Source organism: Phocaeicola coprocola DSM 17136 (assembly GCF_000154845.1).
Taxonomy (GTDB): Bacteria; Bacteroidota; Bacteroidia; order Bacteroidales; family Bacteroidaceae; genus Phocaeicola; species Phocaeicola coprocola.
Genome location: NZ_DS981462.1, coordinates 73,337 through 99,151, shown reverse-complemented (window position 1 = coordinate 99,151; position 25,815 = coordinate 73,337). Strand labels below are relative to the sequence as shown.

At 40.7% G+C, this 25,815-nt stretch carries 25 protein-coding genes and 1 pseudogene; 14 read left to right on the top strand and 12 right to left on the bottom strand.

Annotated elements, in window-relative coordinates; genetic code table 11:
• The 3 genes and pseudogenes from BACCOP_RS20260 to BACCOP_RS07380 form a co-directional block, all read right to left on the bottom strand.
• A partial coding sequence (locus BACCOP_RS20260) for a hypothetical protein (protein WP_185150259.1) occupies nucleotides 1-257 on the bottom strand: 257 nt, incomplete at its 3' end.
• Between the two features lie 47 nt (nucleotides 258-304).
• Nucleotides 305-913, bottom strand: a pseudogene (locus BACCOP_RS07385) (transposase family protein); the annotation flags it as partial.
• Nucleotides 914-971: 58 nt separating this feature from the next.
• Complete coding sequence (locus BACCOP_RS07380; protein WP_007567808.1) at nucleotides 972-1,877, bottom strand: cation diffusion facilitator family transporter; 906 nt, start codon at nucleotides 1,875-1,877, stop codon at nucleotides 972-974.
• Nucleotides 1,878-2,095: 218 nt separating this feature from the next.
• Between BACCOP_RS07380 and BACCOP_RS07375 the strand changes: the two genes are divergently transcribed.
• The 5 genes from BACCOP_RS07375 (at nucleotide 2,096) to BACCOP_RS07355 (ending at nucleotide 9,435) form a co-directional block, all read left to right on the top strand.
• The gene (locus BACCOP_RS07375; protein ID WP_007567807.1) at nucleotides 2,096-2,272 is read left to right on the top strand and encodes a histone H1; all 177 of its coding nucleotides are present in this window, start codon (nucleotides 2,096-2,098) and stop codon (nucleotides 2,270-2,272) included.
• 139 nt (nucleotides 2,273-2,411) lie between these two features.
• The gene (locus tag BACCOP_RS07370; protein ID WP_040311909.1) at nucleotides 2,412-6,812 is read left to right on the top strand and encodes a DUF5113 domain-containing protein; all 4,401 of its coding nucleotides are present in this window, start codon (nucleotides 2,412-2,414) and stop codon (nucleotides 6,810-6,812) included.
• A gap of 13 nt (nucleotides 6,813-6,825) precedes the next feature.
• Entirely contained in the window at nucleotides 6,826-7,548 is a 723-nt protein-coding gene (locus BACCOP_RS07365) for a DUF5932 domain-containing protein (protein WP_007567804.1), read from the top strand.
• On the top strand, nucleotides 7,538-8,242 hold the full coding sequence (locus BACCOP_RS07360) for an AbgT family transporter (RefSeq protein WP_007567803.1): 705 nt from the start codon (nucleotides 7,538-7,540) through the stop codon (nucleotides 8,240-8,242). Before BACCOP_RS07365 ends, BACCOP_RS07360 begins: the two co-directional genes overlap by 11 nt.
• 92 nt (nucleotides 8,243-8,334) lie before the next feature.
• On the top strand, nucleotides 8,335-9,435 hold the full coding sequence (locus tag BACCOP_RS07355) for a TlpA disulfide reductase family protein (protein WP_007567801.1): 1,101 nt from the start codon (nucleotides 8,335-8,337) through the stop codon (nucleotides 9,433-9,435).
• A gap of 196 nt (nucleotides 9,436-9,631) precedes the next feature.
• Here the strand turns inward: BACCOP_RS07355 and fabD are convergent, their stop codons facing one another.
• Together fabD and thiD are read right to left on the bottom strand one after the other, a co-directional pair.
• Nucleotides 9,632-10,519 carry an ACP S-malonyltransferase gene (gene fabD, locus BACCOP_RS07345; protein WP_007567798.1) on the bottom strand — a complete coding sequence of 296 codons (888 nt, stop codon included), beginning with the start codon at nucleotides 10,517-10,519 and terminating at the stop codon, nucleotides 9,632-9,634.
• Nucleotides 10,520-10,589: 70 nt separating this feature from the next.
• Complete coding sequence (gene thiD / locus BACCOP_RS07340) at nucleotides 10,590-11,420, bottom strand: bifunctional hydroxymethylpyrimidine kinase/phosphomethylpyrimidine kinase (protein WP_007567796.1); 831 nt, start codon at nucleotides 11,418-11,420, stop codon at nucleotides 10,590-10,592.
• Between the two features lie 246 nt (nucleotides 11,421-11,666).
• Here thiD and BACCOP_RS07335 point away from each other — a divergent pair, with 246 nt between their 5' ends.
• The 4 genes from BACCOP_RS07335 to BACCOP_RS07320 all read left to right on the top strand — a co-directional run bounded on the left by BACCOP_RS07335 (nucleotide 11,667) and on the right by BACCOP_RS07320 (nucleotide 16,487).
• A complete protein-coding gene (locus BACCOP_RS07335) occupies nucleotides 11,667-12,407 on the top strand; it encodes an NUDIX hydrolase (RefSeq protein WP_040311916.1) in 741 nt (246 codons plus the stop codon).
• Between the two features lie 14 nt (nucleotides 12,408-12,421).
• A complete protein-coding gene (locus BACCOP_RS07330) occupies nucleotides 12,422-13,903 on the top strand; it encodes a xylulokinase (RefSeq protein WP_007567792.1) in 1,482 nt (493 codons plus the stop codon).
• Nucleotides 13,904-13,994: 91 nt separating this feature from the next.
• Complete coding sequence (xylA, locus tag BACCOP_RS07325) at nucleotides 13,995-15,311, top strand: xylose isomerase (RefSeq protein ID WP_007567790.1); 1,317 nt, start codon at nucleotides 13,995-13,997, stop codon at nucleotides 15,309-15,311.
• 111 nt (nucleotides 15,312-15,422) lie between these two features.
• Nucleotides 15,423-16,487 carry a mannose-1-phosphate guanylyltransferase gene (locus BACCOP_RS07320; protein WP_007567788.1) on the top strand — a complete coding sequence of 355 codons (1,065 nt, stop codon included), beginning with the start codon at nucleotides 15,423-15,425 and terminating at the stop codon, nucleotides 16,485-16,487.
• A 107-nt stretch (nucleotides 16,488-16,594) separates the two neighbouring features.
• Here BACCOP_RS07320 and tpx read toward each other — a convergent pair whose 3' ends face one another.
• Nucleotides 16,595-17,107, bottom strand: a complete 513-nt coding sequence (gene tpx / locus BACCOP_RS07315; RefSeq protein WP_007567787.1) for a thiol peroxidase — start codon at nucleotides 17,105-17,107, stop codon at nucleotides 16,595-16,597.
• Between the two features lie 154 nt (nucleotides 17,108-17,261).
• Between tpx and BACCOP_RS07310 the strand changes: the two genes are divergently transcribed.
• Nucleotides 17,262-18,173: a polyprenyl-phosphate transporter gene (locus tag BACCOP_RS07310; RefSeq protein WP_040311908.1), complete on the top strand. Its 912-nt coding sequence runs from the start codon at nucleotides 17,262-17,264 to the stop codon at nucleotides 18,171-18,173.
• 195 nt (nucleotides 18,174-18,368) lie between these two features.
• Here BACCOP_RS07310 and BACCOP_RS07305 read toward each other — a convergent pair whose 3' ends face one another.
• On the bottom strand, nucleotides 18,369-18,842 hold the full coding sequence (locus tag BACCOP_RS07305) for a PaaI family thioesterase (protein ID WP_007567783.1): 474 nt from the start codon (nucleotides 18,840-18,842) through the stop codon (nucleotides 18,369-18,371).
• A gap of 14 nt (nucleotides 18,843-18,856) precedes the next feature.
• The gene (locus BACCOP_RS07300) at nucleotides 18,857-19,156 is read right to left on the bottom strand and encodes a Dabb family protein (RefSeq protein ID WP_007567780.1); all 300 of its coding nucleotides are present in this window, start codon (nucleotides 19,154-19,156) and stop codon (nucleotides 18,857-18,859) included.
• Between the two features lie 72 nt (nucleotides 19,157-19,228).
• On the opposite strand from BACCOP_RS07300, the gene udk reads away from it, so the two are divergent.
• Both udk and BACCOP_RS07290 read left to right on the top strand, forming a co-directional pair.
• Nucleotides 19,229-19,840 (top strand): uridine kinase, encoded by a 612-nt coding sequence (gene udk / locus BACCOP_RS07295; protein ID WP_007567778.1) that lies wholly within the window; start codon nucleotides 19,229-19,231, stop codon nucleotides 19,838-19,840.
• Nucleotides 19,837-21,219, top strand: coding sequence for an MltF family protein (locus tag BACCOP_RS07290; RefSeq protein ID WP_007567776.1), 1,383 nt, complete (start codon nucleotides 19,837-19,839; stop codon nucleotides 21,217-21,219). The genes udk and BACCOP_RS07290 overlap by 4 nt, the downstream gene beginning before the upstream one ends.
• Before the next feature lie 100 nt (nucleotides 21,220-21,319).
• Here the strand turns inward: BACCOP_RS07290 and trxA are convergent, their stop codons facing one another.
• The 3 genes from trxA to BACCOP_RS07270 form a co-directional block, all read right to left on the bottom strand.
• Nucleotides 21,320-21,616, bottom strand: coding sequence for a thioredoxin (gene trxA / locus BACCOP_RS07285; protein WP_007567774.1), 297 nt, complete (start codon nucleotides 21,614-21,616; stop codon nucleotides 21,320-21,322).
• Between the two features lie 187 nt (nucleotides 21,617-21,803).
• Nucleotides 21,804-22,412 carry an OmpH/Skp family outer membrane protein gene (locus tag BACCOP_RS07275; RefSeq protein ID WP_007567770.1) on the bottom strand — a complete coding sequence of 203 codons (609 nt, stop codon included), beginning with the start codon at nucleotides 22,410-22,412 and terminating at the stop codon, nucleotides 21,804-21,806.
• Between the two features lie 15 nt (nucleotides 22,413-22,427).
• Nucleotides 22,428-22,673, bottom strand: a complete 246-nt coding sequence (locus BACCOP_RS07270; RefSeq protein ID WP_007567768.1) for a hypothetical protein — start codon at nucleotides 22,671-22,673, stop codon at nucleotides 22,428-22,430.
• Nucleotides 22,674-22,814: 141 nt separating this feature from the next.
• On the opposite strand from BACCOP_RS07270, the gene BACCOP_RS07265 reads away from it, so the two are divergent.
• Together BACCOP_RS07265 and BACCOP_RS07260 are read left to right on the top strand one after the other, a co-directional pair.
• Nucleotides 22,815-24,272 carry an aminoacyl-histidine dipeptidase gene (locus BACCOP_RS07265; protein WP_007567767.1) on the top strand — a complete coding sequence of 486 codons (1,458 nt, stop codon included), beginning with the start codon at nucleotides 22,815-22,817 and terminating at the stop codon, nucleotides 24,270-24,272.
• The gene (locus BACCOP_RS07260) at nucleotides 24,272-25,300 is read left to right on the top strand and encodes an endonuclease/exonuclease/phosphatase family protein (protein WP_007567765.1); all 1,029 of its coding nucleotides are present in this window, start codon (nucleotides 24,272-24,274) and stop codon (nucleotides 25,298-25,300) included. Before BACCOP_RS07265 ends, BACCOP_RS07260 begins: the two co-directional genes overlap by 1 nt.
• On the opposite strand, the gene BACCOP_RS07255 is transcribed toward BACCOP_RS07260, so the two are convergent.
• A complete protein-coding gene (locus tag BACCOP_RS07255) occupies nucleotides 25,281-25,778 on the bottom strand; it encodes a GNAT family N-acetyltransferase (protein WP_007567763.1) in 498 nt (165 codons plus the stop codon). The genes BACCOP_RS07260 and BACCOP_RS07255 overlap by 20 nt on opposite strands.
• Nucleotides 25,779-25,815: the final 37 nt, after the last annotated feature.

Genomic DNA, 25,815 nt, shown 5'->3' with positions numbered 1-25,815 from the left:
CCTTCAGGTTGTTTCACCTCCAACTTTACGGTTGGACTGTTGCAAGGCTTGCCGGTTATCCGGACTTTGGCAACCTTGGGTTGCTCAACCTGAACTGTCTTGCCTAACTTTTCGCTCCATAGCTGATGACGCTGCCAGTTCATGAACTTGTCGTAATTTACTCCATAATCCGCACAGAACTCACGAAGATCCTTGGTCTCACTGCATAACTGATAGAGGTCATATACCTCCTGGTAGTTTACTTTTTCTTTTGCCATAATCATTGTTGTTTAAGGGTTACGGCGCAAAGGTAGGTTTAGGGAACATGCGTGTCAAGGCGGAAAATAGAATGGTTACGGATGACACCACTTAACCCACAGACTGCATGGAGTTTATACCCATAATAATACATGCTTTGTGATGCGCAGTAGCCTACCTCAGGTGCTTTACTAAAATCCTTCTTTCCCATACTGCAACGTTTGGAACGGGCAATACGACATACTTCTATCGGCTTCGAATCAATACAGAAACAGTCTTCACCACCATCCATTTCAGAAACCATTCTTTCTCGGATTGCATTACATAGGGAGGAAGTTGTTTTACGCCTGTCATTGTATTGTCGGCGGGAAATAAGGTTGGGTATTTCAACCCTATATTCCTGTAGCTTTGCAAACAACAGAGACTCACTGTACAATACGGGGCAGCCTCTGATGCCATGTTCAAAGCCACTACTTCAAGGTCTGAGAATTTAGGGACGACTCCTCGTCTTGGCACATTCCCAGATTCATTGACTAAATTGCCGGCAATTTGCTTGCATATGTTCAGTAATTTTGCGAATATTGCATATAAGTTGTGCATACGATATTTGTCTATTAAAAAGTTTGGTCACCTTTAATTCACTAAATATCAACAATATGCACAACTTTTTAAACATAAATCTTTTATAATTTAATTCCGCCAATAGGTAAACACTAGTGAACTGAAAGAAGTATTCAGCAGCAATCTCTGTCTTTACATAAAGAGTCGGGAGTTTCACATTCGATAGTCGTGTGCTGAATACCCTTTTTTCGTAATTCATTTTTCAGATTCCATTTTATCTCTTCCATTTGTAATAGATTACTGATGACGATGTGTACAGTTGCTGCATTTTCAGTAGTGCTGACTGCCCATATATGTAAGTGATGCCATCCTTCTATGCCCGGAGCCTGTGTTAGGATTTGTTCGATTGTCTTAATGTCAATGTTTTCCGGAACAGCATCCAATGAAAGAAAGAGACTTTCCTTCAGTAACCTCCATGTAGAGAGTAAGATAATGGCGGCAATTACCAGGCTGATTATAGTATCGATGATTGTAAAACCTGTATAAATAATAATGATACCCGATATGACAACACCCACAGAAACGAGTGTGTCCATAACCATATGCAGGAATGCACCACGCACGTTCAAATCGTGTTTCTGATTTTTCATTAAAAGCCATGCCGTTATTCCGTTCACAAGAATACCTATACCGGCTGTCCATGATATTGCTTCACCTGATGTCGCTTCCGGATGTTTCAGTTTGTAAAAGCTTTCAATAACGATGGCTCCTACCGCTATCAGTAGGATAATTGCATTGACCAGTGAAACTAACACCGTACTTTTTTTGTATCCGTAAGTGAAATGCCGGTTGCTGTGATATTGTGACATACGGAATGCGAATAAAGAAAGCAGCAAACTGAATACATCGCTGAGATTATGTCCGGCATCGGATAAAAGTCCTAATGAGTTATAGATAAAACCTACTCCTGCTTCAATAAAAACAAAAGCAAGATTGATTACTATGCATGCAATAAATATTGAATTAAGTGAGGATATTGCATGGTGATGTTCATGATGATGTTTGTGATGATGTGTCATTTGATTAGTTTTTTATCAGGAAACAAAAATACATACGTTATATCATAAATTCAATATATGCGTAGTCTGATTTCATCTGTGCTAACTTTATTTGCAACCGAGTTGCATTGAAAAACAGTGTTTTATATTAAATAATGTAAAAAAGAAAGGCAAAGATATCTGTTATTGAGTTATTTGTATTTACTTTGAGTTGTTTAAAATAAAAAATACAGGAGATTATGAACGAATTAATTGCAAAGATTAAGGAATTGAATGCAGCTTTGGTTGCTGATGCAGAATTGCAGGTTGCTAAAGGAAATAAGGCAGCTGGAACTCGTGCTCGCAAGGCTTCATTGGAACTGGAAAAAGTATTGAAAGAATTTAGAAAAGTTTCTCTGGAAGAGTCAAAGAAATAATCTTTTTTCACTTTGTCCATAAGAGGCTATATCATTTCGTACAGACGATGTGATATGGTCTCTTTTATTTTTTTATCATCTTCTCTGCCGTTTCTTCGCAATGAACTTTGTACTTTTGTAGTAAATCGTATGTTTCCTTATGAGAGTAGTAATGTGTATATTGATAATAAGCTTCACGGTCATCTTTGGAATGTCGTGTGAAAGGCACATGGAGCAGCAAGTTTCTTATACAGAAGCCGATTCTCTGAATCATCTTGCTTATGATATGCGCTATAAAGACTTGTCTGTTGCTATGAAAGCAGCCAAGCGCGCATGTCAGTTGGCTGAAGGAAATTCCGATTTGCGTGCAGAGGCTTTAAATAACATGGGCTTTTGTGCCTTTATGCGCATGGATTTTGAAAAGGCTTCTTCTTTGTATCTACAGGCTTTGAAAGAAGGAGGTAATGAAATAGAACATTTGATTTCGGATGTAGGTATGATGAAAATATGTCAGCGTACATCAATGAATAAAGAGTTTTACGATTACCGGAATAGCGCTTTACAACGTTTGAAGCGTATTCGTGAAGATGAGGCCCTTATTTCTGATGCTCACGAGAAACAAAGACTAAATTATGCTGTTTCCGAGTTTCATATTGTATCGGGTATTTATTTCTATTATCTGGAACAGCACGATGAATCATTGCGTTCCATTAATTCTATTACACCCGATGTGTTGCAGGGAGATACAGCACAGTGGTTGTACTATGAATATATGAGAGGTTCTGGAGGAATGTATGAGGCTCCCGCTCGCGAGGAAATTACTATTGGAGAGTTTGGCTGCCTGACGAGTTGTCTACTTCAGAGTCGTAAGGGAGGATATATTTATTTTGAGGCTAATGCCATGCAGGCTATGGCAGAATTGCTGAATTTTCGCAGTAATCGGAAAATATTGGAAGAAAAGCATTCGGGGCTTCTCCGTTTGGTCAATAAAGAAGACTTACCAGTTGACAGCTTGCCGCTGTATTATGCACGTCAGGCGCTGGATTTGTTTAAGAAATATGGTGACGGTTATCAGATTTCGGGAACTTATCGGACGATTGCTACGTATTATAATTACTCGGGACAGCCGGAAAAGGCTTTGGAGAACCTGAAAGCTGCATTGCAATATGTTAACTGGCATCATGAAAAATATTATCACTGTACAGATACAACCGATCGCTTGCAGGCCTATGCTCCTGATGAAGTACGGTCTACTGAACTGAAATGGATTGCGGATGAAGGCATCAAAACTGTACCGGAATGGATACTGCGCTTGCGTGAGCAATTGAGTAGGACGTATGCAGCAATGGGGTGTAAGCTGGAATCCGATTACAATCGGAATGTTTATTTGGACTTACTGGACTATACCCGGCAGGACAAAGCTTTGGAGAGTCGTTATGCAGCTTTGGAGAAAGAATCAAGACAGATTAATGCGTTATTATTGCTGGTAGTGATAGGGATTTTTCTGCTTATTGTATTATTCGTTATGCTGAATAGGCGTTGGCGCAAGAGAAATAAGCTTTATATATCCATACTGAAGGAAGTATTTGATTTGTGTCGCAAGATAACTTCGTCTGTTCCGGAAAATGTAACAGAAGTAGAAGAAATTACTGATACTGTCTGTCATACGATAAAAACCGATTTTGAGCATATCTTTGGAGCTACGGATGTAAAAATTGTATTAGAAGCGTGTTCATCGGAAGATGAGCGTGAAGAAATTGAAGCCGGCTTTTATGCCTTCGAGCTCTTTTCTCCTGATAAAAGCAAGAATATAGGGAAATTATTATTGGAATTACCTCATCCGCTTCGTAAAGAGAAACAGACATTACTCCAGCTGGTCTTGCCTTATCTGGCATGGACATTGGAAAATGGAATGAATCTTGTTTCTTTAGACGACGAGCGGCGGCGTCTGGAAAAGGAACAGTATATTCATGAACAGCATGTAGCCGAGAACAAACGTCAGAACATGGTAAAAAAAGCTTGTCTTTCTATTGTGACAGGTATATTTCCATATATAGACCGAGTAGCTAATGAAGTGCATAAGCTGCAATCTGTACCTTATGCCAGTCGGGCTGACATTAAGAAAGGAAAGTTTGAATATATCGACGAACTAATTACCCGGATTAATGAGTACAATGAAATATTAGCAATATGGATCAAGATGCGTCAAGGGGTATTAAGTTTGAACATTGAGAGCTTTGCCTTAAAAGAACTTTTTGGGATTATTGCTAAAGGTAGACGTTCTTTTGAAATAAAACATCAGGAGTTGCAGGTCGATCCGACCGAAGCTGTTGTAAAAGCCGATAAGGCACTTACTCTTTTTATGATAAATACCTTGACCGAAAATGCACGTAAGTATACTCCCGAGTATGGACATATTACACTATCGACAAAAGAAACGGATGAGTATGTAGAGATTTCAGTGTCGGATGACGGTCCTGGTCTGTCGGAAGAGGATGTAAACCGTATCTTAGGTGAGAAGGTCTATGATTCTGGAGCTATTGGAATGGGAACAGCTGCTGATACGGAGGAATTGCGCCGGCAGAAGGGATCTGGTTTTGGCTTGATGAATTGTAAAGGGATTATTGAGAAGTACCGTAAGACTAATGCTGTATTCAGCGTTTGTTGTTTCTCGATAGACAGTACATTGGGAAAAGGAAGTCGTTTTTATTTCAGATTGCCTAAAGGAGTAAAAAGAACTCTTTCTATATGTCTGATATTCGCCATGAGTATTTTAGGCCTGGGTAGCTGTCAGTCGTCGGTATACAAACAGCCTGAAGAAAAGAACAGAGTTGCTTACGACAGTTTGCTGTCGATTGCTAATGATTATGCAAACTGGGTGTACGATTGCAATGTAAATGCTCGCTATCAGGAGGCGCTGGTATATGCCGACAGTGTTTTATATTACATGAATCTGCACTATCTGAAATATTCCAAGCGAAAATATCCGTTGCTGAAATTATATCGCGATGATTATGAAGCAGCAGAACAGACATGGTTGGCCCAAGGATTTGATACCGATTATTATATTCTGCTTGATGTTCGTAATGAAGCAGCTGTAGCCGGACTTGCAGTAAAGGATTTCCGTACATATTATTATAATAATCGTGCTTATACTACCTTGTACAAGCAGATTAGTAAAGACCGTTCGCTGGAAGAATATTGTGTGCGGATGCAGCAGTCTGCCAATAATAAGCTGATAGCCTTAGGAATTTTTCTTTTACTGGTTGTGGTCTGTCTGGCCGGTTATTATATACTATACTTACGTCATCGTTTGCATTATCGCTATAATATGGAGCAGGTATTCGAGATAAACCAGTCTATCTTCTCTGTTGCGCAGCCGGGAGATGAAGAAGAAAGTAATGTAGCAGAAGACATTCTTAAAAAGCTTTCCGAGGAAATGAATGAACTGTTCCCCATTGCGGATATGGCTTTAGCCTTATACGATGAAGAAACCTCATCTTTGCATTATATTTTCGGTGAAGAAGGAGAGAACGAAGATTTGTGTAACCGGATGGAACGCTGTTTTGAAAAGAAACTAGTATCGTGGACGAATGAAGCTTCCTGGAATTATTTTCCGCTGAATGTAGATATTAATGAAGAGAATTATTGTGCAGGTGTACTTGCCGTGAAGGCCGCACTTCCTTGTGTGCGCGAAAATGACAGATTGATGGTAGAGCTGATTGTAAGTTATCTTGCTGTTGTGTTGCATAATGCGGTGGTCTGTGTCAGACGTAAACATTACGACATAGAATTGGCTCAGGATGATGCAAGGCGAGCTTCTTATGAAGAAAATATGCTGCATGTGCAGAATATGGTACTCGATAATTGTTTGTCTACCATAAAGCATGAAACAATCTATTATCCTAACCGGATAAAGCAGATAGTCGATCGTCTGAACAGGCAGGATAATATCTCTTTACAGGAGGAGAAACAGCAGCTGCAAACCATTTCTGAACTGGTGAGCTATTATAAAGATATATTTACTTTACTTAGTTCGTGTGCCTCCCGTCAGCTTGACGATATAACGTTCCGACGGGCAGAGGTCAATGTAGCTGTGTTAATGGGACAAGTAGAAAAATATTTGCGTAAAATATCTCGTAAACTGTCACATTCGCTGAAGTTGGAAGTCGAGCAGGAAGCAGGCTTGTCAGTAGCAGGAGATGGCGTTTTGCTTTTATTTCTCTTCGAAAATTTACTCGATGAGGCTGTACGTTTCCCGCAGACGGGTGTTCTGAAGTTATCAGTTTTTCAGGAAAACGGCTTTGCACGTTTCAACTTTACGGATACCCGACGGAATCATACACAGGCAGAACTGAACGATCTGTTTTATCCGGCATTGTCTCGTTTTCATGAAGGCGGCACAGCTGGCCTGCAGGGTACAGAGTTTCTGGTCTGTAAGCAGATAATTCGCGAACATGATGAGTTCGCAGGACATCGTGGATGCCGGATCAATGCTTGTCCGTCTTCAGAGGGAGGATATACCGTATGGTTTACCATACCGCTTATTGTGAAAAAGTAAAAAGACTGAATATATGGAAAAGTTTAAAGTTATCATTGTAGAAGATGTTAAGTTGGAATTAAAAGGGACGGAAGAAATCTTTCGTCACGAGATACCTAATGCAGAAGTTATAGGTACGGCTATGACTGAAGCTGAATTTTGGCCGTTGCTGGAACAGCATACTCCCGATTTGATTTTGCTTGATTTAGGTTTAGGAGGTTCTACTACTATCGGTGTTGATATTTGTGCCCGTTTGCATCGTGAACGTCCGGAACTGAAAGTTTTGATTTTTACCGGTGAAGTATTGAATGAAAAATTATGGGTTGATGCTTTAAATGCAGGTGCTGACGGGATCATTCTGAAAACAGGTGAGCTGTTGACTGCTACGGATGTAGAGGCTGTCATGGCAGGAAAGAAATTAGTGTTCAACTATCCGATACTGGAAAAAATTGTGGAACGCTTCAAGCAGTCGGTAGAGGTGGAGATGCGGCGTCAGGAAGCGATCATTGATTATGATATCGATGAATATGACGAACGTTTGCTTCGCCATTTGGCTTTGGGGTATACTAAGGAAATGATCACCAACCTGAAGGCTATGCCCTTTGGAGTGAAATCGATAGAAAAACGTCAGAATGAATTGGTAAACCGCTTGTTCCGTCCTGAGGAGCGTACCGGAGTAAATGCTTGCCGATTGGTAACACGGGCTTTTGAACTGAGGATATTGGATATCGACAATCTGGAACCTGATGATGAATAGACACTTCCTTCATCCTGCCACGCTTTTCTTTCTGCTTACGTTGGTAGTGGTCCTCCTTTCATGGGTTGGGAGCATATATGGCTGGTCGGGCGTTCAGAGTCTGCTCAGTGCGGAAGGGTTACGCTGGCAACTCAGAAATGTTGGCGACGGCTTTTTTTCCGCTCCTTTTTTTAGCGACATCTTGTTGTTGGCTTTCGGGGTGGGACTCTGTATGCATTCAGGTTTTTGGGAGGCTGTCCGACGAGTAATCTTTCATGGCAGAAAACTTTCCCGAAAAGAAAAGCGTTCGTTGTTGTTGAGTCTGACCGTTGGGGCAGTTTATATACTGGCAGTTTTGTGTCTGGCTTTAGGTCCATGGGGGATAGTACGCAGTATTACAGGAGGGTTGAAGAATTCACCCTTGTCAGAAGGTGTCAGTTATCTCCTTTCGTTGGGGCTGGGAATAATGGCGATAATTTACGGATACAGTATAGATTTATACCGTACGGATAGAGATATAATAAAGGGCATGTCGTATAGCTTTGTCCGTTTCTCTGGCTATTGTGTTACACTGTTTTTTGTGATACAGCTGTTTACATCCCTGCACTATACAGGATTGGATTCTTTTTTCGGGCTTTCTTCCGAAGGATTTACTATACTTTATACCTTGTGCTCTATTCTTCCACTATTTGTTGGAGGGAATAAACTGAAGTGATAAGCGGAAGAATATACATTAATTTGTTTGCCTTTCTGATTTAAAGGGCTACCTTTGCCGCCATTAAACTATTTTATTATTACACATTTATTATGAAGAAAATTTTATTGATGGCAACTGCCGGATTATTGGCATTTGCTTCTTGTCAGGAAAAGGCTGGGTACACGATTAAGGGTACTATTGAAGGAGTAGCAGAAGGGGATACTGTGTATTTGCAGAATTTTGTAGACGGATCACTCGTTAAAATGGATTCTGCTGTTGTAAAAGGTGGTGCATTCGAATTTAAGGGCACTCCTGATTCTGTAACAGTAAGCCGTTATGTAACCTATAGAAAGAACGGTATGCGCATGACTGCGATGGTATTCATTGAAAAAGGAGATATCACGCTGAACATGGGCGCTGAAGCCAATAAGGTTGCTGGTACAATGTGTAATGATGCTTACCAGCAGTTTATGGATAAATTTGTTGCTATCAATAAGGAAATGTCTGAAATATATCAGAAATCAAAGACTGATACTACGTTGACTGACGATCAGCGCAAAGATTTGGAAAAACAGTTGGCTGAAAAAGATAGCTTGGGAACTGAAATGGTTTACAACTGCATTAATGAAAACATCAACAACCTTGTAGGTGTACAGTTGCTGACTTCATATGCTAATGCATTCGAAACAGCTAAAGTAAAAGCATTATTGGATAAAGTTCCAGCTGCTTACAGCGCAGATAAAGATATTGTTGCTTTGAAAGAGCACATTGCTACAATAGAAAAAACAGAAGTAGGTCAGAAGTTCATTGATTTTGCAATGAATACTCCAGAAGGTAAGGAAGTAAAACTGTCTGACTTTATTTCTCAGAATAAGTATACTTTGATTGATTTCTGGGCTAGCTGGTGTGGTCCTTGCCGTGCAGAAATGCCAAATGTAGTAGCTGCATACAATGCATTCAAGGCTAAAGGTTTTGGTATTGTCGGTGTTTCTTTGGACAACAATGCAGAAGCATGGAAAAAGGCTATTAAAGACCTGAATATTACATGGGCACAGATGTCAGACTTGAAAGGCTGGAGCTGTGAGGGTGCGAAACTTTATGGTGTTCGTGCTATCCCTGCAACTGTTCTGGTTGACCAGGAAGGTACTATCGTTGCTCGTAACTTGCGTGGCGAAGAACTGGCTGCTAAACTTGGAGAACTTTTGAAATAAAAGAATAATTTTTACCCCTTTTGCAGACTTTTATAGCCGACCTTTACAGGGCTTGGCAGATAAAAAACAAGAAAACTGCAAGAGGGGTAAATTATATCCTGATATTTGTCGTAAAATTTGCTGATAAAATAAAAAAAGATGCTGAATTTTTCATCAAAAATTCAGCATCTTTTTTTGCTTCGTGCAGAACTGCTGCTTATGCTATTCCGTGAGCATTAGCTTCTTTATCGATCTTTTTAATAAGTCCCTGTAAAACAGCACCCGGACCACATTCTGTAAAGTCTGTTGCTCCGTCTGCAATCATGTTCTGAACTGTCTGAGTCCAACGTACAGAAGCAGTCAGCTGAGCTACCAGATTAGTCTTGATTTCAGCAGGGTCTGTATGTGGTTTAGCGTCTACGTTCTGATAAATCGGGCATTTCGGAGTGTGGAATTCAGTTGCATTGATTGCTGCTTCCAGCTCAACTTTGGCAGGATCCATCAGCGGAGAATGGAAAGCACCACCTACTTTCAGCGGCAATGCACGTTTAGCTCCTGCTGCTTTCATCAGTTCGCAAGCTTTGTTGATGCCTTCGATAGATCCTGAGATAACGATCTGTCCCGGGCAGTTGAAGTTAGCTGCGACACAAACTTCGCCTTCTGCACTTACCTGAGCACAAATTTCTTCTACTTTTTCATCAGGCAGGGCGATGATAGCAGCCATTGTAGAAGGCTGCATTTCGCATGCTTTCTGCATAGCCATAGCACGTGCGTACACCAGTTTCAAACCGTCTTCGAACGACAGAGCACCGGCTGCAACAAGAGCAGAAAACTCTCCAAGTGAGTGTCCGGCAGTCATTTCAGGTTTGAAGTCATCACCCATGCAAAGAGCAGAGATAACAGAGTGAAGGAATACGGCAGGCTGAGTAACTTTAGTCTGACGCAGGTCTTCGTCTGTGCCGTTGAACATGATATCGGTGATACGATAGCCCAAAATATCGTTTGCTTTCTCGAATAATTCTTTTGCCAGTGCTGAGTTTTCGTAGAGGTCTTTACCCATTCCTACGAATTGTGCGCCCTGTCCGGGGAATACAAATGCTTTCATAAATTTATTTTTGAGTTAAGTTATTGATGACAAAGGTAATGAATTATTTTAGATTTCTGATTTTTTTGATTTAATCTTCATCGGAAATATGCATCGGTACGGGAGAGTGGAAGTGATTCAGTGGTCCGTGCCCTTCTCCTATGTGTACATCTTTACCGGATAGAATACCTTGATATACATATTCTTTAGCTTGTTTTACCGCCTCGGGCATATTGTTGCCTAAAGCAAGGAAAGTAGCAATGGCAGACGAAAGTGTACACCCGGTGCCGTGTGTATTATGACTTTCTACTTTTTGTGCCATGAATAAATGAGGTTCGCTTTCATCCTTCAGTTGCAGTACGTCGCACATGTTTCCGTCTTCCAGATGGCCTCCTTTAACCAGTACGGCACGGCATCCGTAGTTCAGCAGTTCACGCGAAGCAGTTTTCATCATTTCAATGTTGCGAATCTGCTTTCCCGTCAGCACTTCCGTTTCACTCAGATTGGGAGTTATAATACTGGCAAGCGGCATAAGAAGTGTGGTGATAGCTTCAATTGCATCATCCTCCATAAGTTTGCATCCGCTGGTTGATACCATAACCGGATCGAACACGACAAACTCCGGCTTGAATTTTTTCAGAGATTCGGCTATAACCTGCACAATCTCTACATCGTTTATCATGCCAATCTTGACCGCACGTGGACGGATATCCGTCATAACAGCTTCTATCTGTCCCTTTACGTAGCTGGGAGGTACAGGATGAATACCTGTTACTCCACAAGTATTTTGTACTGTGATTGCTGTAATGGCACTGGCAGCATAAGTTCCCAATGCTGATATAGTCTTTATGTCGGCCTGAATGCCGGCTCCTCCACTGCAATCCGATCCGGCAATAGTGAGCACGCAAGGATAATGTTTCATAACTTCATTATTAGGATTGTTTTATGCAAAGATAAGAAACTAATTTTAAAGTACTTTTTGTTGCAGTGTAATTTGCTTGAATCTCTTTTCGTATCACCTACAATAATACATTAATTATATATCGTATGAAGTATGAAATCTATATACTTGTATAATAATGTTTTATAACATGATAAATATTCTGATATTTTTGAATAACGAATTGAAAAAGTCTTTATATTTGCAGTGTTGAAAGAAAATAAAGATATGGAAACTCAGACCGGAAATAACCTTATAATCGATGTACACGTTTCAGTGGACTGTGTCCTGATTGGCTTCGATGGAGAACAGTTTCGCGTTTTGCTTGTGCGCCAGATCGGAAAACAAACGGATGGTGGATTTAATGACCTGAAGCTTCCCGGTAGCTTGATTTATGCCGATGAAGACTTGGATGAAGCTGCCAAGCGTGTACTTAATGAACTTACCGGTTTGAAAAATATCAAGATGAGCCAGTTTAAAGCTTATGGCTCCAAAGATCGTACGGCTAATCCGAAAGACGTGTTGTGGCTGGAACGTTTTCATCGCATTACGGATAATAAAGTCGGCAGGATTGTTACGATCGCTTATCTTTCTTTATTGAAAATTGACCAGCGAAACCGGCAGCTGACTGATACGTATGATGCTTGCTGGACTCCGCTGTCGGAAGTGAAAGCCCTGGCGTTCGACCATATTCAGATATATCGCGACGCGCTTGCTTTTATACGCCATTATGTGGAAACAAATCCATCGGTAATGTTCGATCTCTTGCCTAGAAAGTTTACTGCGGCACAGCTTCGTGTATTGTATCAGTTGGTATACGATAAAGAGTTTGATGTGCGTAATTTCCACAAGAAGATAGCACTGATGCCTTATGTCGTACCGATGGAGGAAAAAGAAAAAGGTGTGCGACATCGTGCTGCACGCTATTATAGATTCGACAGAACGATTTATAACAAACTAAAGAAATAAAATATATTAGAGTTATGTATTTGTTAGGTTATGATATAGGTAGTTCTTCGGTTAAAGCCAGTTTGGTGAATTCGGAGACTGGTAAATGTGTAGCTTCTGCTTTCTACCCTAAGACAGAGGCAGAGATTATAGCTGTGCATCCCGGTTGGGCTGAACAGAAACCGGAAATGTGGTGGGCAAACCTGAAGCTTGCAACTGAAGCTGTTATGAATGAAAGCGGAGTACGCAAGGAAGATATTGCTGCTATCGGTATTTCTTATCAGATGCATGGTCTGGTATGCGTGGACAAGAATCAGCAGGTGCTCCGTCCGGCTATTATCTGGTGCGATTCTCGTGCAGTTCCGTATGGAGAGAAGGCTTTCAATACGTTGGGTGAAGAGCTGTGTCTTTCTCATTTGCTTAACTCTCCGGGTAATTTTACCGCTTCCAAGCTTGCCTGGATTAAAGAGAATGAACCGGATGTCTATGCCAGAATAGATAAAATTATGCTTCCGGGCGACTATATCGCTATGAAGCTGACTGGTGAGGTTTGCACCACTGTATCCGGACTTTCAGAAGGTATGTTCTGGGATTTCAAGAATAATGAAGTCGCAAAGTTCCTGATGGAGTATTACGGATTCGACAATTCACTGATAGCCGATATCAAACCGACTTTTTCAGAACAGGGACGTGTAACCGCTATTGCAGCAGCCGAACTAGGATTGAAAGAGGGTACACCTGTGACTTATCGTGCGGGTGACCAGCCGAACAATGCGTTGTCGCTGAATGTTTTCAACCCGGGCGAAATCGCGTCTACAGCCGGAACGTCGGGTGTAGTGTATGGTGTAAACGGTGCAGTTAACTATGATCCGAAATCACGTGTCAATACATTTGCGCATGTCAATCATACGGCAGACCAGACTCGTCTGGGAGTGTTGCTCTGCATTAACGGAACAGGTATTTTGAATTCATGGGTAAAACGTACCGTTGTACCTGCAGGCGTTTCGTATGCCGAAATGAATGATATGGCTGCTCAGGCTCCTATCGGTGCGGGAGGAATCAGTATCTTGCCTTTTGGAAATGGTGCAGAACGTATGTTGCAGAATCGTGAAACAGGATGTTCTATCAATGGAATAAACTTTAATCTGCATACGCGCAATCATATTATTCGTGCTGCTCAAGAGGGTATCGTATTCTCGTTCAAATATGGAATAGATATTATGGAAGGCATGGGAATGGATGTACATAAGATACATGCCGGACATGCAAATATGTTCCTGAGTCCGATATTCCGCGATACGCTGGCCGGTGTGACTGGAGCTACCATCGAACTGTATGATACTGACGGTTCAGTTGGAGCTGCAAAAGGAGCTGGTATCGGAGCAGGTATCTATAAAGACAATAATGAAGCTTTTGCTACGCTGGATAAGTTGGCTGTTATCGAACCGGATATGGCAAACAAGGCTGCATACGAAGATGCATATCAGCGCTGGCTTTCATATATGAATAAAATCTAATTTACTTGTTTTGCTGTCTGGAAATAACTCCGGACGCAGGACAATTTCCTGAAATAAATAAAAATAATTAACTTTTAAATAGAGTATAACTATGGCAACAAAAGAGTATTTTCCCGGTATTGGTAAAATTAAATTCGAAGGTGTAGAAAGCAAAAACCCGATGGCTTTCCGTTATTATGATGCAGAAAAAGTAGTAATGGGCAAGAAGATGAAAGACTGGTTGAAATTTTCTATGGCTTGGTGGCACACATTGTGCGCTGAAGGAGCTGACCAGTTTGGTGGCGGTACTAAGAACTTCCCATGGAAAGGAAATCCTGACAAGGTACAGGCTGCTAAAGACAAAATGGATGCAGGCTTCGAATTTATGCAGAAAATGGGTATTGAATACTACTGTTTCCACGATGTAGACTTGTGTGATGAAGCTGACACAATCGAAGAATATGAAGCAAATCTGAAAGAAATAGTAGCTTATGCAAAACAGAAACAGGCTGAAACTGGTATCAAACTGTTGTGGGGTACTGCAAATGTATTCGGTCATGCTCGTTATATGAACGGTGCTGCTACAAACCCTGATTTCGATGTTGTAGCTCGTGCTGCTGTTCAGATTAAGAATGCTATTGATGCAACAATCGAACTGGGTGGTTCAAACTATGTATTCTGGGGCGGACGTGAAGGTTATATGTCACTGTTGAACACAGACCAGAAACGTGAAAAAGAACACTTGGCACAGATGTTGACTATTGCTCGTGACTATGCTCGTGCAAAAGGCTTTACTGGTACATTCCTGATCGAACCGAAACCGATGGAACCGACAAAACATCAGTATGACGTAGATACTGAAACTGTTATCGGCTTCCTGAAAGCTCATAATCTGGACAAGGACTTCAAAGTTAATATTGAAGTAAACCATGCAACTTTGGCTGGTCACACTTTCGAACACGAACTGGCTGTTGCTGTTGACAATGGCATGTTGGGTTCTATCGATGCAAACCGTGGTGACTATCAGAACGGATGGGATACAGACCAGTTCCCTATCGACAATTATGAACTCATCCAGGCTATGATGCAGATTATCCGTGGCGGAGGTCTGGGTAATGGTGGTACTAACTTCGATGCTAAGACCCGTCGTAACTCAACAGACTTGGAAGATATCTTTATCGCTCACATTGCAGGTATGGATGCTATGGCTCGTGCATTGCTGAGTGCTGCTAAGTTGCTGGAAGAATCTCCATATAAGAAAATGTTGGCTGAACGTTATGCTTCATTCGATTCTGGTAAAGGTAAAGAATTTGAAGAAGGTAAGCTGACTTTGGAAGATGTTGTTGCTTATGCTAAGGCAAACGGCGAACCAAAACAGACTAGCGGTAAGCAAGAATTGTATGAGGCTATTGTAAATATGTATTGCTAATAGGTTTTTATAAGAACCAATCTCTATCCCGGCTGATTTTTATCAGTCGGGATATTTTATTTTGTCAAAATAAAGCTATATTTGCAAAACATCTAAAAATGAATCGTGGTTATGGCTTTAAACAACAATCATATAGTTATCATGGCGGGAGGTATAGGAAGTCGTTTCTGGCCTATGAGTACCCCCCAGATGCCGAAGCAGTTTATTGATGTTTTGGGATGCGGACGAACATTGCTTCAGCTTACGGTAGACCGCTTTCAGGATATTTGTCCTTCTGAGAATATATGGGTGGTAACATCAGTCGACTATGCAGATGTCGTAAAAGAGCAGTTGCCGTCTATTCCAGTAGATCATATTCTGCTTGAGCCTTGTCGCCGTAATACCGCTCCGTGTATTGCTTATGTAAGCTGGAAAATAAAAGCTAAAAATCCGAAGGCCAATATCGTAGTGACTCCAAGTGATCATGTGGTGATGGATGTGAGGGAATTTGCACGTGTCATTAACTCTGCTATGAAATTTACAGCCGATTCGGATGCTATCGTTACATTGGGAATGAAGGCAAACCGTCCGGAAACGGGATATGGCTATATAGAAGCGGACTTGTCGATGGCATGTCCTTCCAATAAGGAGATTTATAGAGTTGATGCTTTTAAGGAAAAACCTGATTTGGAAGTTGCACGTCGCTACATTCAGCGGAAAAATTATTTTTGGAATGCAGGGATTTTTATATGGAATGTCAATACGATAGTCAATGCCTTGCGTGTTTATCAGCCTCCAATGGCAGAGGTTTTTGAGCGCATGCTTCCATATTTTTATACAGACAAAGAGCAGGAAATGCTGAATGAGTTATTTCCTACCTGTGAAAACATATCTGTAGACTATGCTATCATGGAAAAGGCAGAGGAGATTTATGTCTTTCCGGCATCATTTGGATGGAGTGATCTGGGAACCTGGGGTTCTTTGCATGAAAACTCAAAAAAGGATGCGCATAACAATGCCTGCATCGGAAATAATATCAAACTGTATGAAACCAGAAACTGTATAATTCATACTACTCAGGAAAAGAAAGTGGTAGTACAGGGATTGGACGGTTATATTGTTGCCGAGAAAAATGATAAGCTGTTGATTTGTCGCCTGACCGAAGAACAACGTATCAAAGACTTTGCTGAAGAGTAAGGTGACTGTATATTTCAGATAGCAAAATGGCGGAAAGAGAATTTTATGTAAGTTTCTCTTCCCGCCATTATTGTTAGTTGGTTTAGTTATTATAAGAGGGGTAGCAATTATCGTTGTTCTTTAAGTGCTGCTAAAGCAGAATCGTAGTTGGGTTCCTGAGTTATTTCCGGTACGAGTTCTGTATAGATAACTTTTCCTTCCGGGTTAATAATTACTACGGCACGCGCCAACAGTCCGCATAATACGCCGTCAGTCATCAATACACCATATTTTTCTCCAAAATCAGAAGTATATCGGTAGTCTGAAAGTGGAATAACATTTTCAATTCCTTCAGTTGTACAGAAACGTCCCTGCGCAAAAGGAAGGTCTTTCGAAATTGCCAGAACAACGGTATTTTCCATTTCGGCTGCCAGCTTGTTGAATTTGCGTACTGAAGTTGCACATACACCCGTATCCATACTAGGGAATATATTCAGGAGTGCGTATTTCCCTTTAATATCATTTTGAGTGAAAGAACTTAAATCTCCTTTTACCAGTGAAAACTCTGGAGCTTGAGCTCCAACTTTAATAAACTCGCCTGCCAGTGAAACTGGGGCTCCTTGAAATGCTGTTTTTGCCATGATTATTTTTATTAAATATTTCTGTGAATATAACAAACAATCGGATATAATGTTTGTCCTGTGATGCCTTTTTTATCTTTTTAATAGATACATTTCTTTTTTTTCTGTTACTTTGCAAACCATAAAATTCTTAGGAAAACAGATAAAATTTAAGATGAAACGAAGTTTTAAAGACTACGCCTTGCTTGCCTTAAAAGGTATGGGTATGGGGGCGGCCGATGTAGTACCTGGTGTGTCAGGAGGAACAATTGCTTTTATTGTAGGTATTTATGATGAATTGATTGATTCCATTAAGAGTATCAATGCACAAAGTTTGAAAATGTTTTTTACCGGGAAGTGGGGAACTTTCTGGAAGATGATAAACGGTAACTTTTTGCTATTTCTTTTAGCCGGTATTGGAATCAGTGTCTTCTCATTGGCAAAAGTAATAACTTGGTTGCTTACCGATCATCCGGTTCTTGTATGGTCTTTTTTCTTTGGCCTTGTTCTTGCCTCTACTTGGTTTGTTGGGAAAGACATTAAGGAATGGAACTGGAAAACGATTTTAGGGTTCATTGTCGGTGTTGCTGTAGCTTTTTACATTACAGTCGCTACTCCGGCAGAAACTCCTTCTAATTTATTGTTTATCTTTTTATGTGGGGCTATTGCGATTTGTGCCATGATTCTTCCGGGGATATCGGGAAGTTTTATATTGGTATTGCTGGGAAAATACTTTTTTATCATGGAAGCAGTAAAGACATTCGATATAAAGGTTATACTTGTATTCGGTGCTGGGGCATGCATTGGTATAACCAGTTTCTCACGTGTCTTATCGTATGCATTAAAGCATTTTCGTAATATAACCCTGGCTGTACTGACAGGTTTCATGTTAGGGTCACTCAATAAAGTATGGCCATGGAAAGAAACTATTGAAACATTTATAGACAGTCATGGAGTGGAAAAGCCGTTGATAGAAAGTAATATCCTGCCTAATCAATACATATGGGAGGCTGTTGTTTTAATGCTGGCGGGCTTTTTCCTGGTATATTTTCTGGAAAAGCTTTCTACCAGAAAGGGCAATGAATAAAAACTGACTTGGGATATTCAGTAAACGTCTATACAAAATATAATGGCATATGAAGATGATATATAATAATCGCTCCATATGCCATTTTTATTGTATGTAAGACCTCTTTCTGTTTTTAACTTAATCCATCATAATATGAAGCTGATAGTAGAGGTCTTCTTTTTTAATTCAGATTCTATTTATATCAGGAACCAATTATTCGCCTTCCGTTTTGCATTCATGAAAGTGCATATCTTGTAGTGCTTTCTCGCGTGAGAAAGTAAAATAAGTACAAACAGCTTGAGTGCATATTTCTCCTGCTTCATTGAACAAAGAAGCATCTATCGTAACAATGTTTCGCCGTTGTTCACGAATAGATGCTCGCAGGGTTAACATATTATCTGTAGTATGTACAGGTTTTAAATAGCGGGTTTCCATTTTTGAAGTAACTCCGGCCGTTTGAAGCTTTCGCATGATTACCCATCCGCATATTTCGTCTAGCAATACAGCCTGAATGCCTCCGTGCAGCGTATTAAGCCAGCCTTGGTATTTGCCGTCCGGATGCCAGAAGCTTACGATATCATCGCCATCCTCGTAAAACTCCATGTGCAGTCCTGACGGATTTTGAGGAGCACATCCAAAACAGTTGTAACCTTCTATTTCGCCCCAAGGATTGATTATCTTTTTCATATCTGCTTGAAATTCTAGAAAATATAATCTGTACAGGCACGGTCTTGTTTGGCTTCCTTTAAAATGCCGGCTGCTGCTACATGTGCCGGATGAACTGCATATGCTTTAACATCTTCTAATGTATCAAACTCACTTTCCAGACAAATATCCCATTTCTCGTCAGCATTGATATTTTGTCCGACAAAGATTTTCCGAATACTTGGTATGACAGGCGGCAAAGCTTCTATTGCTGCTTTAAATTTGTCTATAACAGCCTGTTTTTCTTCTGTTGACAGGTTTTCTTTCAGTTTAAATAAAACAATGTGCTTGACCATAGTTGTTTATATTATGATTTATCGTAAATTTGTATAGATGCAAATATATAACTAATTATTGGATTTTAGCTTATGATAATCATTGGAATTGCAGGAGGTACAGGCTCCGGTAAAACAACTGTAGTGAAAAGTATTGTTGATAGTCTGTCGGCCGATGAAGTGGCTTTGCTTCCGTTGGATTCTTATTATAATGACAGCAGTCATGTACCAGTGGAACTGCGTCAAAGTATTAATTTCGATCATCCGAATGCTTTCGACTGGGAGTTGTTGTCGCAGCATGTGGCTATGCTTCGCAGAGGAGAAGCGATAGAACAGCCTATATATGATTTCCTTACTTGTACGCGACAGAAGGAAACGTTGCATGTAGAACCTCGTAAAGTGATTATTATAGAGGGTATATTGGCGTTGAGTGATAAGGAGCTGTGTAAGTTGATGGACCTGAAAATATTTGTCGATGCTGATCCGGATGAGCGATTGATTCGCGTAATGCAGCGTGATGTAGTAGAACGAGGACGTACGGCAGAGGCTGTTATGGAACGATATATGAGGGTGCTGAAACCTATGCATCTTGAATTTATCGAACCTGCAAAACGGTATGCTGACCTGATTATTCCTCAAGGAGGATATAATAAGAAAGCGATAGAGATATTGAAGATGTATATTGAAAAAATAGTGGGACGATGAAGCTCTCCTATGTCTTCTGGAGCGTACTATGCCTGAGTCTGCTGTTTTATTCGTGTCAGTCACGAAAAGGAACTGTAAATGGAGAAGCAGCAATTGATTTACCCGAAATTATGGAGAGGGGAGAGTTGGTTGTTCTTACAGCCAATAGCTCTACATCATACTTTAACTATCGTGGTGAACCGATGGGATTTCAATATGAATTAGCACAACAGTTTGCACGTTCCCTTGGACTCAAATTAAAGTTGAAGGTCGTAAATAATCCTTCTGAAATGGTGCGTTGCCTGATAAGAGGAGAAGGCGACCTGGTTGCATATAATCTTGATATCACAAATGCATGGAAGGACAGTCTGATCTATTGTGGTGAAGAAAATATCACTCATCAGGTGATTGTGCAGCGCAGAGGAAAAGATGCACTGAAAGACGTAACACAATTACCTGGAAAAGAGGTTTATACTACTTCAGGAAAATACTATGACCGGCTGATGAACTTGAATAGTGAGCTGGGGGGAGGTATCAACGTGCATAAAGTAGAGACCGACAGCGTATCGGAAGAAAATTTGATTACTTGGGTGGCAGAAGGTAAAATAGATTATACAGTTGCTACTAATGAAATTGCTAAGATAAACCGTACGTATTATCCTAATCTTGATATCGGTCTGGTAATCAGTTTCGACCAGCGCTCTTCATGGGCTGTACGTAAAACATCTCCTTTGCTGGCTGAAGCTGCCGACAAGTGGCATAAAGAAAATATCAATTCATCGGAATTCAAGGCAAGTGCCCGGCGTTATTTTGAGCTGAATAAACGTCCTACCCATGGATCTATACTTTCAGTTAAGGATGGAAAGATTTCACATTACGATGATTTGTTCAAGAAATATGCAAAAGAAATAGGCTGGGACTGGCGTATGCTGGCGTCGCTGGCATATACAGAATCGAATTTCGATCCGAATGTCATATCTTGGGCAGGCGCTCGGGGGTTGATGCAATTAATGCCAGCTACGGCACGTGCTATGGGGATACCTGCAGGAAAAGAAAGTGATCCGGAGGAAAGTATAAAAGCTGGAGTGAAATATATCGCCCGTCTACAGAATATTTTCTCTAAAGTTCCCGATAAAGGTGAGCAGACTAAGTTTGTGCTTGCTGCATATAATGCAGGAGTGGGGCACATTACTGATGCCATGGCATTAGCGGAAAAATATGGTAAGAACCGTTATCTATGGGATCATCATGTTGATCATTACATCTTATTGAAGAGTAACGAAGACTATTATCAGGATCCTGTGTGTAAAAATGGATATTTCAGAGGAACAGAAACATATAACTTTGTGCGTGAAGTTGTAGAACGTGCCGAGGTTTATAAGAAAAAGATTAAAGGCTGATAAACAGTAAAAAAGCTGACCTTTTTCGTAAAAAGACAAGTGGGTTTTGTCTTTTTGCGGTAGAGGTCAGCTTATGCTACGTGAAAATGAATATGTTGCTTTACTTAAACATTTCAACAATTTTATTTAGTTCGTTTGCTTCTATTACTCCACTTTGCCGCCATAACTGTTTTCCGTTTTTGAAAATCATGAGTGTAGGCACAGAGGATATTGCATAATGTTGTGCAATATTCATATTTTTATCTATGTCGATTTTTATGATTCGCAGCGAGTCACCTTGTGTTTCTTTTACTTTCTTTAAAATTCCAGCCATTATTTTACAAGGCGCACACCATTCTGCGAAAACATCCACCAGAACAGGAGTGGGCGATGATATCAAGTCAGCAAACGTTTCCATAAAAACTCCTTTTTAATACATTGTAAATTTCTTCCAACCTTTATAATATAACAAATCCATATATTATTTTGTTCGGGAAAGTTTGATAAAAAAGAGTATTTTATATCGAAAGTTTTTTGTCTGAGAAAAAGAAAGCCCTGCTGCTCTTTTTTAAGCAACAGGGCTTGAATATAATACAAGGTTTAAATTATTTTTTGCTTGATGCTGGGTTATAGCGAGCATTCAGTCCGTCTACGATTTCCTGAGTAATATTGAATGCAGGATCAGCATACAGTAAGTTGTCGAAACCAGTGTTGCTGATAATCAGGCTATATTCTTTATCCTTATTATATATTTTCAAGAATGAGTTGATAGAATCGCGGAGCTGCAAGCTTATTTTCTGGTTTTCTGCTTGTAATTCACTAGTCAATTTTTCCTGCAACTGCTGCAAGTCACGTTGTTTTTGGCTGATGCGTAAGTTTTCCTGTTCAGCACGTTCACGGCTGGCAAAACCATTATTTTCCAGTTTGCGCTGGAATTCTCTCATTTCTTTATCCAGATCTTTTGCTTTTTCGTTCAGTGTAGTACGGATGTTTTCTTCTTTCTGAATCATCATCTCGTTCAAGTCATTCCAATAACGATATTTTGTCAGCAGAGAGTCGATCTCTACATAAGCTATCTTCATGTTTACCGGACCGCCTACTACAGCAGGAGTTGAAGCTCCTTGTTCGTTAGCTTTGTTGTCAGTACATTGAGTAAACATCAGCACCATAGCCAGTGCGATAAATCCGTTCAGGATATGCTTCATTCTTTTCATAATGGTTTTTGTCTCTTAGTTATTAATTGTTTTTTCTGTTTCTGTTTCTGGACGCCTCCGCTCTGCTATGGCATGAGGATTCACTTTTTGTGCTTCTCTGTCTTGAGATTGCACACATCCGATACCTCTTTTTCTCATGGCTTTGCTGCCGCTAACGTGTGTGTTAGGGAAACGTCCGTTCTTCTGAAAGAGTATCTTTACCGATAATAGTGCTATGCAGATAGCAACTATTAACATTGTTATAAGGATAGTCTTAAGCATTTCTATTATTTTTGTGGTGCAAATATAAATCTTTTGTTACCGATTTACTCTTTTCGGTACGGAAAAAAGAGGGTACTTGCCTTATTAATCTATGTTTTTAACTTATTTTTACTGATAACTGAACAAATAAATAGACTATTTATGGAGAAAAAAGATTTGAAACCGGCTATTGTCTTCCGTTATTTTGAAGAAGTATGTCAGGTTCCGCGTCCTTCCAAGAAGGAAGAAAAGATACGAGCTTATTTGCTCGATTTCGCTCAGAAGCATAATCTGGCTTGTAAAACAGATGAGACCGGAAATGTGTTAATGTCTAAACCGGCTACAGCAGGTAAGGAAAATCTGAAAACTGTCATATTGCAATCGCATATGGATATGGTATGCGAGAAGAATAAAGATACACAACATAACTTCGATACTGATCCGATTGAAACCTATATCGATGGTGAGTGGCTGAAAGCGAAAGGTACTACACTGGGGGCCGACAATGGAATTGGTGTGGCGACTCAGCTTGCAGTCTTGGCGTCAGACGATATCGAGCATGGACCGATACAGTGTTTGTTTACTGTTGATGAAGAAACCGGACTGACAGGTGCTTTTGCTTTGAAGGAAGGCTTTATGGATGGCGATATCTTGATCAACCTTGATTCAGAAGATGAAGGTGAATTGTTTATCGGTTGTGCAGGTGGAGCAGGAACTACAGCTCAGTTCCCGTGTCCGATGACTGCTGCTCCCGAAGGCTATTTTTTCTTCCGTGTAGCTGTAAAGGGACTTACAGGCGGACATTCGGGTGATGATATCAATAAGAACCGTGCCAATGCCAATAAGTTGCTGAATCGTTTCCTGGTCCAGCTGATGCAGAAATACGACTTGCATTTGTGTGAAATAGATGGAGGAAACCTGCATAATGCCATTCCACGTGAAGCACATGCTGTTTGTGCTGTACCGATGAAAGATAAAGAATCAGTACGTGTTGACTTGAATATATATTTGTCGGAAGTAGAAAACGAGTTTGCTGTAACAGAACCAAATCTTGTGATGGAGCTGGAATCGGAAAGCCCTTGTGCAGAAGTTATGCGGCAGGATGCCATGAAAAACTTCCTTCATTCCATTTATGCTGTACATAATGGCGTATATGCCATGAGCCAGGATATTCCGGGACTGGTAGAAACTTCTTCCAACCTTGCTTCAATCAAGCAGCGTGATGGAAAACTCGTTGTTGTAACCAGTCAGCGCAGTTCTATTCTGTCTTCTCGCAAGGATATGTCGCAGATGGTAAGTTCAGCTTTCCTGTTGGGAGGAGCGGAAGTAACGACTGGCGACGGTTATCCGGGATGGAAACCTAATCCGTCTTCCGAAATATTGCAAGTATCGGTAGAAAGCTATAAGCGTCTGTTTGCTACCGAGCCTAAGATTAAAGCTATCCATGCCGGATTGGAATGTGGTTTGTTCCTCGAAAAATATCCTTCACTCGATATGGTTTCGTTCGGTCCTACACTCCGTGGTGTTCATTCACCCGACGAACGCATGCTTATCCCTACAGTCGATAAGTTCTGGCGTCATTTATTGGATGTCTTGGCTCATATTCCTGCAAAGGCATAATGAAATTATTTCCTGAAATATTGCTAGGGTTTGCTGCCTGCCTCACGGCTTCTGTATGTGAGGCGCAGCAAACCCTTCGTGTTATGGAATACAATGTAGAGAATCTGTTCGATTGTCGTCATGATTCACTGAAGAACGATTCGGAATATCTTCCTCATTCCGTTCGGGGATGGAGCTGGAAACGTTATCATGAAAAACTGAACCGCATTGCAAAAGTCATACTCGCTGCCAGTAGAGAGCAAGTGCCCGATCTGGTAGGACTTTGTGAAGTGGAAAATGCATATTGTCTGGACGGACTGGTGAAATACTCTCCGCTCCGAGATGCCGCCTATCGCTATGTGATGACTGATTCGCCCGACGAACGGGGAATTGATGTGGCACTTCTCTACCAGCCTTCCTCGTTCCGGCTGATAAGCGACCAGCATATTCGTATTCCTTCCTATAAAATAGGGCGTAAGCCTACACGCGATATCCTGCATGTTACCGGTCGGGTAGTTTCCGGTGATACACTCGATGTCTTTATCTGTCACATGCCTTCACGTTCGGGAGGCGAAAAACAAAGTGAACCTTACCGCCTGCTTACTGCACGTGTATTGCGTCATGCAGCAGATTCTGTTATGAAAATTCGCCAGACTCCATACCTCATTATCATAGGTGACTTTAATGATTATCCTGAAAGTCGTTCTGTTTGTCGGACCTTAGGAGCAGGGAAGCCAGAGAAAGATATCGATTCATACCGGCTGTATAACTTGATGAACGGCAGGCAGGGAGGAACATACCGCTATCGTGGTGAATGGGGCATTCTGGATCAGCTCATCCTGAACGGTACTTTTCTGAATCATACGGGTAATCTTACAACGGAGTTTAATCGCGCCCGTATTCTTACTTTCCCGTTTCTACTGGAGGAAGACGAAAACTATGGAGGCGACAAGCCTTTCCGTACCTATAATGGTATGAAATATCACGGTGGTTATAGCGATCACCTGCCTGTCTGTGTCGATATAGACATTAAATATCCAGCCCCATAATATAATCGTTCATGTAATAGCCGTTTCCAATGGGGAAATCTCCTTCGCGTACTTTTTTCATTCCCATATGTTCGTAAAATCCCAATGCCGGATTATTACGGTTTACATTCAGTTCCATACGGCAGGGAGCCGGATGAATTTCCTTGATACCTTTTATAGCCTGCTGGAAAAGCTGTTTGCCCAGATGATACTTTTGATAATAAGGAATGACATAGATTTTCTCGAGATGAAATAAATCTGTGTCCTCCTGACGGATGGAAACATATCCTGCCGCTTCACATTCCTCATAAGCTATATAATAAATGTGTCCTTCTTCTTCCATCTGCTTGTGCAGGTTCTCTATGGAATACATCCAGTCCATCATATATTCTATCTGTTCGTGACTGAGGATATTTTTATATGTTTCAGGAAAAACATTCCAAGCCAGTTTGTTTATCAGTGGAATGTCGGCTGTAGTTGCTTGTTTTATTACGAACATAGTTTTGAGTATTTAATATTTTGTTATGTAATGTCTG